The 8,114-nt window shown below is 69.7% G+C and carries 8 protein-coding genes and 1 pseudogene; 4 read left to right on the forward strand and 5 right to left on the reverse strand.

Translation table 11 applies throughout. The annotated features are described in order from the left end of the window. Window positions 1–4 precede the first annotated feature (4 nt). Complete coding sequence (locus ACN675_RS00965; protein WP_420749115.1) at window positions 5–883, forward strand: LysR family transcriptional regulator; 879 nt, start codon at window positions 5–7, stop codon at window positions 881–883. Between the two features lie 19 nt (window positions 884–902). Here the strand turns inward: ACN675_RS00965 and ACN675_RS00970 are convergent, their stop codons facing one another. Both ACN675_RS00970 and fabG read right to left on the reverse strand, forming a co-directional pair. Beyond that, window positions 903–2,114: an acetyl-CoA C-acetyltransferase gene (locus tag ACN675_RS00970; protein WP_420749116.1), complete on the reverse strand. Its 1,212-nt coding sequence runs from the start codon at window positions 2,112–2,114 to the stop codon at window positions 903–905. 43 nt (window positions 2,115–2,157) lie between these two features. After that, window positions 2,158–2,898, reverse strand: coding sequence for a 3-oxoacyl-ACP reductase FabG (fabG, locus tag ACN675_RS00975; protein WP_420749117.1), 741 nt, complete (start codon window positions 2,896–2,898; stop codon window positions 2,158–2,160). A 202-nt stretch (window positions 2,899–3,100) separates the two neighbouring features. Between fabG and ACN675_RS00980 the strand changes: the two genes are divergently transcribed. After that, window positions 3,101–4,297, forward strand: a complete 1,197-nt coding sequence (locus ACN675_RS00980; protein ID WP_420749118.1) for an acyl-CoA dehydrogenase family protein — start codon at window positions 3,101–3,103, stop codon at window positions 4,295–4,297. A gap of 92 nt (window positions 4,298–4,389) precedes the next feature. Here the strand turns inward: ACN675_RS00980 and ACN675_RS00985 are convergent, their stop codons facing one another. Both ACN675_RS00985 and ACN675_RS00990 read right to left on the reverse strand, forming a co-directional pair. Then, window positions 4,390–5,214 carry a methyltransferase domain-containing protein gene (locus tag ACN675_RS00985; protein WP_420749119.1) on the reverse strand — a complete coding sequence of 275 codons (825 nt, stop codon included), beginning with the start codon at window positions 5,212–5,214 and terminating at the stop codon, window positions 4,390–4,392. A gap of 28 nt (window positions 5,215–5,242) precedes the next feature. Then, window positions 5,243–5,887 carry an ATP-binding cassette domain-containing protein gene (locus tag ACN675_RS00990; protein ID WP_420749120.1) on the reverse strand — a complete coding sequence of 215 codons (645 nt, stop codon included), beginning with the start codon at window positions 5,885–5,887 and terminating at the stop codon, window positions 5,243–5,245. Here ACN675_RS00990 and ACN675_RS00995 point away from each other — a divergent pair. Further along, entirely contained in the window at window positions 5,873–6,910 is a 1,038-nt protein-coding gene (locus ACN675_RS00995) for an ABC transporter substrate-binding protein (RefSeq protein WP_420749121.1), read from the forward strand. The genes ACN675_RS00990 and ACN675_RS00995 overlap by 15 nt on opposite strands. Beyond that, window positions 6,907–7,704 (forward strand): ABC transporter permease, encoded by a 798-nt coding sequence (locus ACN675_RS01000; protein ID WP_420749122.1) that lies wholly within the window; start codon window positions 6,907–6,909, stop codon window positions 7,702–7,704. The genes ACN675_RS00995 and ACN675_RS01000 overlap by 4 nt, the downstream gene beginning before the upstream one ends. On the opposite strand, the pseudogene ACN675_RS01005 reads toward ACN675_RS01000, so the two are convergent. Beyond that, window positions 7,667–8,114: pseudogene (locus ACN675_RS01005) on the reverse strand (hypothetical protein); the annotation flags it as partial. The gene ACN675_RS01000 and the pseudogene ACN675_RS01005 sit on opposite strands and share 38 nt — an antisense overlap.

Raw genomic sequence — 8,114 nt, forward strand, 5'->3', positions numbered from 1 at the left:
GCACATGGAATTCCGACAGGTCGAATACTTCCTCGCCGTGGTGGAGAACGACGGCATCAACGGTGCGGCGGCCGCGCTCGGCGTCGCACAGCCGACGGTCTCGCAGGCCCTGCGCAGCCTCGAGCGTGAACTCGGCGTGCAGTTGTTCCACCGGATCGGGCGCGGGATGGTGCTCACCGCGGCCGGGCACAGCCTCATCGGCCCGAGCCGCCAGATCCTGCGCGATGTGGGGGGCGTGGAAGACCTGTTCACGTCCCTGGAGGGAGAGATCACCGGTCGTCTCGACATGGCGGTGTTCCCGGCCCTGGCGATCGACCCGCTCGTCGATCTCGTCGCGCAGTTCCGCAAGGCCCACCCGAAGGTGGCGGTCCGGTTCGGGGAGTTCCGCACCGAGGAGACCGCCGCCTCGCTCATCCGTGACGGTCACTGCGAGTTCGTGGTGTCCCACCTCCCGATCGAAGGCGGCTACGGACTCGAGGTGATCGAGCTCGGCGAGCAGGAGTACTGGCTCGCGTATCCACCGGGCACCGACCTTCCGGACGGCCCCGTGCCGCTCGCCGCCATGCCGGACATTCCGATGGTGCTGGTTCCCCGCGGCGGCGGCGCGATGGGTGACAGCATCGACTCCGCGATGCGGCGGGCCGGTGTGCGTCTGGACGTCGGCGTGGTGACCGATCATCGCGAGGCCCGGCTGCCGATGGTGCTGGCCGGCCTCGGTGGTTCGCTCGTCGAACGGCAACTCGCGGAATCCGCACAGGACCACGCGGTCGTGCGGCCCTGCGACCCCACGTTCACCCGAGCGTTCGGGCTCGTGTTCGATCCCGATTCGTTGTCGGCGGTGGGTCAGGCGTTCGTCGACCTGGTGCGGTCGGCGAACGCCTGACCCGGCTGCCTGCGTCGGATCAGGCCACGCGCTCGAAGATCGCGGCCAGGCCCTGCCCGCCGCCGATGCACATGGTCTCGAGCGCGTAGCGGCCGTCGCGGCGGTGCAGCTCACGCGCGAGGGTCGCGAGCATGCGTCCACCGGTCGCGCCGACCGGGTGGCCCAGCGAGATGCCGGAGCCGTGGATGTTGGTGCGCTCGAAGTCCGACTCGGTGAACTTCCACTCGCGGGTGCAGGCGAGCGCCTGGGCCGCGAAGGCCTCGTTCAGCTCGATGACGTCCACGTCGGCGAGGGTGATGCCCGCCTTCGCGAGTGCCTTCTCGGTCGCCGGGACCGGGCCGATACCCATGATCTTCGGCGCGACACCGGCCAGACCCCACGAGACGATCCGCACCAGCGGGGTCAGCCCCAGCTCGGCGGCCTTCTCCGGGGTGGTGACGATCGCCATCGACGCGGCGTCGTTCTGGCCGCTGGCATTGCCGGCGGTGACGGTCGCCTCGGAATCCTGCTTGCCCATGATCGGCTTGAGGGCGGCGAGCGTCTCGAGGCTGATGTCGGCGCGCGGGTGCTCGTCGGTGTCGATGACCTGGTCGCCCTTGCGGCTGGTCACGGTCACCGGGACGATCTCCTCGGCGAGGATCCCGTTCTTCTGAGCAGCGACCGCCCGCAGGTGCGAGTTCAGGGCGAGCTCGTCCTGCTCGGCGCGGGAGATCGAGTACTCGCGGCGCAGGTTCTCCGCGGTCTCGATCATGCCGCCGGGCACCGGGTAGAACTTGCCGCCCGCCGTCTCGCGAGCGCGGACCAGGCCGTCGTGCATCCGCACACCGGTGCGGGCACCGCCCCAGCGCATGTCGACGGAGTAGAACGCGGCGTTGGACATCGACTCGGCGCCACCGGCGACCACGACGTCGTTGTCGCCGTTGCCCACCTGGAGCGCGGCCTGGATGACGGCCTGCAGACCCGACCCGCAGCGGCGGTCGATGTGCATGCCCGGCACGGTGATCGGCAGTCCGGCGTCGAGCGCGACGACGCGGCCGATCGCGGGGGCCTCGCTGTTGCCGTTGCAGTGGCCGAGGATGACGTCCTCGATCGCGTCCGGTGCGATCCCGGTCCGCTCGAGCAGACCCTTCAGCGCCGCAACGCCGAGGTCGACTGCGGTGAGGGACTTGAACATTCCGCCGTAGCGGCCGATCGGGGTACGAACCGGTTCGCAGATGACTACGTCGCGCATGATGACCTTTCTAGAGGGAGATGGATGGCGTCGCGGGACGCGATCACATGAAGCGGCCGCCGGTGACCTCGAGGACCGTTCCGGTCATGTAGGAGGACATGTCGGAGGCGAGGAACAGTGCGACGGAAGCGATTTCGTTGACCTCGCCCGGGCGGCCCATCGGGATCTCGCTCATCTTCTGGTCCCATGCCTTCTGCGGCATGGCCTCGGTCATCGCGGACCGGATCAGGCCGGGCTGGATCGCGTTGACACGCACACCGTGGTGCGCCATCTCCTTCGCGGCGGCCTTGGTCAGGCCGACGATGCCGGCCTTCGCGGCCGAGTAGTTGGTCTGACCGACCATGCCGACCTTGCCGGACAGCGACGAAATGTTCACGATCGCACCGCGCTTGGCCTCACGCATGATCGCCGACGCCTTGCGGGTGCCGTGCCAGGTGCCCTTCAGGTGCACCGCGATCACCAGGTCGAAGTCCTCTTCGGTCATCGTCCGCATCGTCGCGTCGCGGGTGATGCCCGCGTTGTTGACGACGACATCGAGCGAACCGAATCCGTCGACGGCCTCGGCGAGGAGCGTGTCCCAGTCGGCGGCCTCGACGACGTTCGCCTTCACGGCACGCGCGACGTCACGGCCACCGAGCTTCTCGGCCGCCGCGGTCGCGGCGTCGAGGTCGAGGTCGCCGATGACGACCTTGGCTCCCTGCTCGACGAACGACTGGGCGATCGCGAAACCGATGCCTTGGGCGCCACCGGTGATCACGGCAGTACGGTTCTCCAGCAAAGACATGCGAATCCTTTCGGCATGCGACCTTCCGGGAGGATCGGTGGAAGGCACACGAGCGGCAGGTGCGGACAGTCCGCACGAGTTGATGATCCGAATATAACGGCGGAACCGCGCCGTCGACCCCGCCGGAACCATCGACAGTGCCTATGTGGAGATACTCCATTCGTATTGGACAGGTGGAGCGGAACGATCGATCGTTGTTGCCATGACCACTTCGTCGACAGCCACCAAGTCCGTACCGGCCCCCGAGGTCGACGACGACGACTTCCAGGAGATCCTCGCGCAGACGCGTGCCTTCGTGCGCAATGTGGTGGTGCCCCGTGAACAGGAGATCGCCGACACCAACGCGATCCCGGACGACATCCGCCAGGCCGCGAAGGACATGGGCCTGTTCGGATACGCGATCCCCCAGGCGTGGGGCGGCCTCGGCCTGAACCTGCAGCAGGACGCGGAACTGGCCATGGAACTCGGCTACACCACCCTGTCGCTGCGCTCGATGTTCGGCACCAACAACGGCATCGCCGGACAGGTCCTCGTCAACTTCGGCACCGACGAGCAGAAGGCACAGTGGCTCGAGGGCATCGCGTCCGGCGAGGTCGTCGCGTCGTTCGCACTCACCGAGCCCGGCGCCGGGTCCAACCCCTCGGGCCTGCGCACGAAGGCCGTGCGCGACGGCGACGACTGGGTGATCAACGGCGAGAAGCGTTTCATCACCAACGCGCCGCTGGCGAACCTGTTCGTCGTGTTCGCCCGCACCCGTCCGGCCGACGAGAACGGCACCGGCATCGCCGTTTTCCTCGTGCCCGCGGACACTCCGGGTGTGCAGGTCGGCAACAAGGACGCCAAGATGGGCCAGGAAGGCGCCTGGACCGCGGACGTCGCGTTCACCGATGTGCGCGTGCCGAACTCCGCGCTCGTCGGTGGCAGCGAGGACGTCGGCTACAAGGCCGCGATGGTCTCGCTCGCCCGCGGTCGCGTGCACATCGCCGCGCTGTCCGTCGGTCAGGCGCAGCGCGCGCTCGACGAGTCGGTTGCCTACGCGGCCACCGCAACTCAGGGCGGCAACCCGATCGGCAACTTCCAGCTCGTGCAGGCGATGATCGCCGATCAGCAGACCGGAGTGATGGCCGGCCGCGCGCTCGTCCGCGACGCCGCGAAGGCGTGGGTCGAGGAGACCGACCGCCGCATCGCGCCGTCGGTCGCGAAACTGTACTGCACCGAAATGGTCGGCAAGGTCGCCGATCTCGCCGTGCAGATCCACGGCGGCACCGGCTACATGCGTGAGGTTCCCGTCGAGCGGATCTACCGCGACGTGCGCCTGCTGCGCCTGTACGAGGGCACCAGCGAAATCCAGCGCCTGATCATCGGCGGCGGGCTCGTCAAGCAGGCCCAGCGCGGCTGAATCCCGCTGTAACAGAACAAGACACCGCCCCGGCGCCTCCGCTCTCGCGGAGGCACCGGGGCGGTGTCGTGCAATGGGTGCGCCTCGGGCGGTCAGGCGGCCTTCTTGCGGGCGACGACCTCGATCGCGACGAGATGGTTGCGGTACTTGGTGAACGTGGACCGCATCTGCAGCACCCGGGCGCGGGCATCCGAGTCGCGGAGCACGTTCGAAACGAACTTCACGGTGCCGAGCAGGCCCTCGTCGGCGACGATCCGGGACGGGTCGAGCAACTTCATCGGGGCGAAGCCGACGACGTCGACCTCGAAGCCGGCCTCGACGAGCAAGTCCTTCCACTCCTGCGCGGTCAGCGGGCGGGCGTTGACCTTGATGGAACGGGCCAGCGCCTTGCGGATCTCGGTCTTGACCTCGTCGTCGACGTTGTCCGGTTCGATCGCGAGTTCGTGGATGACGTAGCGGCCGCCGTCGCGCAGCACGCGGTGCGCCTCGGCGGCGATCTCCGCCTTGTGCTTGTCGGTCTGCATCGTCAGCATGGCCTCGCCGACGACGACGTCGGCCGAGGCATTGTCGAGGCCGGTTTCTGCGGCGTCACCGGACACGACCGTCCCGTTGCCGGCGATCGCGCGGCGCGTCAGATCGGCTGCCTGCGGGTCGGATTCGATGCCGACGTAGCTCTTCGGTCCGGCGGCGACGATGTCCTGAGCGGTGCGGCCGAGGCCGGGAGCGAGCTCGACGACGTCGGCGCCGGCGAGTTTCGCGTCGGCGAGCATCCGCTCGGTCAGTTCCTTGCCACCCGGGCGCAGGACGCGCTTGCCCAGACGGGCGAGCAGCCAGTGTCCCGGCACGTGCGCGGCGTCGCGTTCGGCAAGGGGGAGTTCTCCCGAACCGGATGCTGCGGTGGTCTTGTCGTCGGTCATGTCGTCCTCGAATCAGCTTAGGCTTAGTTTAGAGGAATAATGTACGGTAATTCCCCATGAGTGGGAACACGGCGGTCTCCTCGTGGGCCGTGATCAGCACCGCAGCCCCCGAATCCGCGAGGCGGCGCAGTGCCGACGCGACGAGACCGGCCGACTGCGCGTCGAGATGCGCGAACGGTTCGTCCGCGAACACCACCTGTGGCTCGCTGTACAGCACCCGGGCCAGCGCGGCCCTGCGTTGCATCCCGCCGGACAACCGGAACGGCGCCGACCCCGCATGGCCCGCCAACCCGACCTCGGCGAGGACCTCGTCGACACGTGAGCACGGGCGCAGCGAATACACCGAGCGGTCCCGCGCGCCCAGGCGCACGTTGCGTCCCACACTCATCCACGGCAACAGCCGGGCCTCCTGGAACAGCACGGACTGCGCCTCGGTGCGGCGCTCCACCGTCCCGGACGCCGGACGCAGCAGGCCGGCACCGGCGTGCAGCACGCTGGTCTTGCCGCGCCCGGACGGACCGAGCAGCGCCAGAATCTCTCCGGCGGCGACCCGAAAGGTGAGCTGCTCCACGATCTTCCGGCCGCCCCGGACGATCGTCACGTCGTCGAACCCGATCCGGGGTTCGTTGCGCTCCCCCGCCTCGATGGAAGGATCCGCGTGAACCGACCCCATGTCCGCCTCCTGTTCCGTCCGCTCGTCGCGGCTGCCGCCGCCGGTGTACTGATCGCCGGGCTCGTCTCGTGCGGCAGCGACGAGGCCGCGACCGCGTGCGGCACCGCCCCGGCCGCGGGTGATCCGGTCCCGGGCCTGCCCGACACGCTGAACGTCGGTGTCGCCAACAACATTGCGATGGCCGTGCCGCTGACCCGGCTCGACGACCTGGGCATCGCGGAGACGACCGTCTCGACGGCGAGCACCCCCGAGGAGCTGCGGACCAACTTCATCGCCGGCCGGTACGACCTGGCCGCGATGCCCGTGAACGTCGCGGCGAACCTGTGCGCCCAGGGTATCGATCTTGTGCTGGTCGGCACCGTGAGCGGCAACAACGTCCAGCTCATGGGTCCGGAAGGGACCACGCTCGACGACCTGCGCGGGCAGGTCGTGCACATTCCCTTCCCTGGGGACATCCTCGACCTGACGATGCAGCAGATCCTCGACTCCGCGGGATTGACGTACGACGGCGAGAACCCGGACGTGACGATCGAGTACCACCCGACCCCCCTGGACATCGCCACCGGCCTGACCAGCGGATCCATGACGTACGCGGTGCTGCCCGAGCACCTGGCCACGGTCGTCGCGGACACCCCCGACTCTGTCGGCAAGGCGGTCGGGCTCGAACAGCTGTGGACCGAACGCACCGACGCGACGGCGCTGCCGTTCGCCGGGTTCGTCCTGCGCGGCGAACTGGCCCGCACGCACCCCGACCTGGTGGCGGCGCTGCAGGCGAACCTCGTCTCCTCGGTGGTGTCCGTCGTCTCCTCGCCCGCCCGGGGTGCGGCGGAGGTCGCTGCGCGGATCCCGGTGCCCGCAGACGTCGTCGGCCGGGTCCTGCCCGGCCTGCGCCCGGTGTACCTGCCGGCCGCGGAGGGTCGTGCCGACACCGAACTGCTGTACTCGTCGCTGCTCGGGACCGTGCCCGCATCCGTCGGAGGTGAACTGCCCGCGGACGGGTTCTACGCGGGCTCGGCGGGGTGAGCGCGCCGCGGTACCTGCTCGGCGCGGCGGCGTGCATCGTCGCCCTGGTCGCGGGCTGGCATCAGCTGTCACTGGGCCGCTCCCCCGCCGTGATGCCGAGCCCGGCCGAGACCCTCACCGCGTGGTGGGGCCTGCTCGTCGACGGAACGCTCGCCGTGGAACTGGCGATCACCCTGGGCCGGGCGGCGGCGGCGACCGGCGCGGCACTGGTCGTGGGAGTGCTGATCGGCTGGGCCGCCTCGGTGTCCGCCGTCGCGGACGGATTCCTGGCACCGCTGCGGGCGATCCTGCAGGGCCTGCCGCCGATCGTGCTCATCGTGTGCCTGGTGCTGTGGTTCGGCAGCGATCCCGCCATCACGATCGTGGTGACCGCGACCGTCATGACACCACTGGTGGCCGCCGCGACCACGGCGGCACTGCGCGCCGTCGACCCGCATTTGAGGGAACTGGCTGCGGGACTGCGTCTTTCGCGGACCCGCCGGATCATGTTCGTGATCGGTCCGGCGGTACTGCCGCCGATCGTGGGTGCGGCCGGCGCGGTCGCGTCCGGTGCCGTGCGGGTCGCGGTGATGGCGGAACTGCTGTCCGCGCCGGACGGTGTCGGGGCCGCGATCGCGCAGGCCCGGACGCTGTTGCAGACGCCGGAACTGTTCGCGTGGGCCCTGACGATCATCAGCGCCGCGCTCGTCGTGGACGTCGCGATCCGCTTCCTGGTGGGGCGGTGGAGCGCATTGTTCTCGCCGGGTGAGGGTGCCGTCAGCGCGCGTACCCCGGCGGACACGAAAAGCCGTTGAACGACGCGACATCGCACACGCTGCGCGCGGACAGCTTCCACCCGGAGCCGTCGTTCACGAAGGTCAGCCGCAGCGGGGTCTGCGGACCGGCGGCACCGGCGAACATCACCTGCAGTCGTCCGGAGGCGGTATTGCCCTCGACCGCGACCGGGTCGACGACGGTCGGGTTCACGACCGCGAGCATCTGCCCGGCCCGGCCGCTGATCTGTTCGAGCACACCCGCCGCTTCCGAGCCGCGCTCGACGTACGACTGGCGGACCGATGCGGGATTGGCCGGATCGACCGCGGACCGCAGGACAGCGGTCAGTTCGGCACCCGACGGAGCCGCGACCGCGGCGGGCGGCGCCGGCGCTTCGGCGACCGGTTCGGGTGCCGAGATAGGGGCGGGAGCGGCGGGGGCGGCCGGTTCC

It is taken from the genome of Rhodococcus sp. O3, assembly GCF_048897285.1.
GTDB lineage: Bacteria > Actinomycetota > Actinomycetes > Mycobacteriales > Mycobacteriaceae > Rhodococcus.

What these genes read in the sequence shown, in the direction of transcription:
- fabG (WP_420749117.1), bottom strand. Translation starts at nt 2,898, where the DNA reads ATGTCTTTGCTGGAGAACCGTACTGCCGTGATCACCGGTGGCGCCCAA.
- ACN675_RS00980 (WP_420749118.1), top strand. Translation starts at nt 3,101, where the DNA reads ATGACCACTTCGTCGACAGCCACCAAGTCCGTACCGGCCCCCGAGGTC.
- ACN675_RS00965 (WP_420749115.1), top strand. Translation starts at nt 5, where the DNA reads ATGGAATTCCGACAGGTCGAATACTTCCTCGCCGTGGTGGAGAACGAC.
- ACN675_RS00990 (WP_420749120.1), bottom strand. Translation starts at nt 5,887, where the DNA reads ATGGGGTCGGTTCACGCGGATCCTTCCATCGAGGCGGGGGAGCGCAAC.
- ACN675_RS00985 (WP_420749119.1), bottom strand. Translation starts at nt 5,214, where the DNA reads ATGACCGACGACAAGACCACCGCAGCATCCGGTTCGGGAGAACTCCCC.
- ACN675_RS00970 (WP_420749116.1), bottom strand. Translation starts at nt 2,114, where the DNA reads ATGCGCGACGTAGTCATCTGCGAACCGGTTCGTACCCCGATCGGCCGC.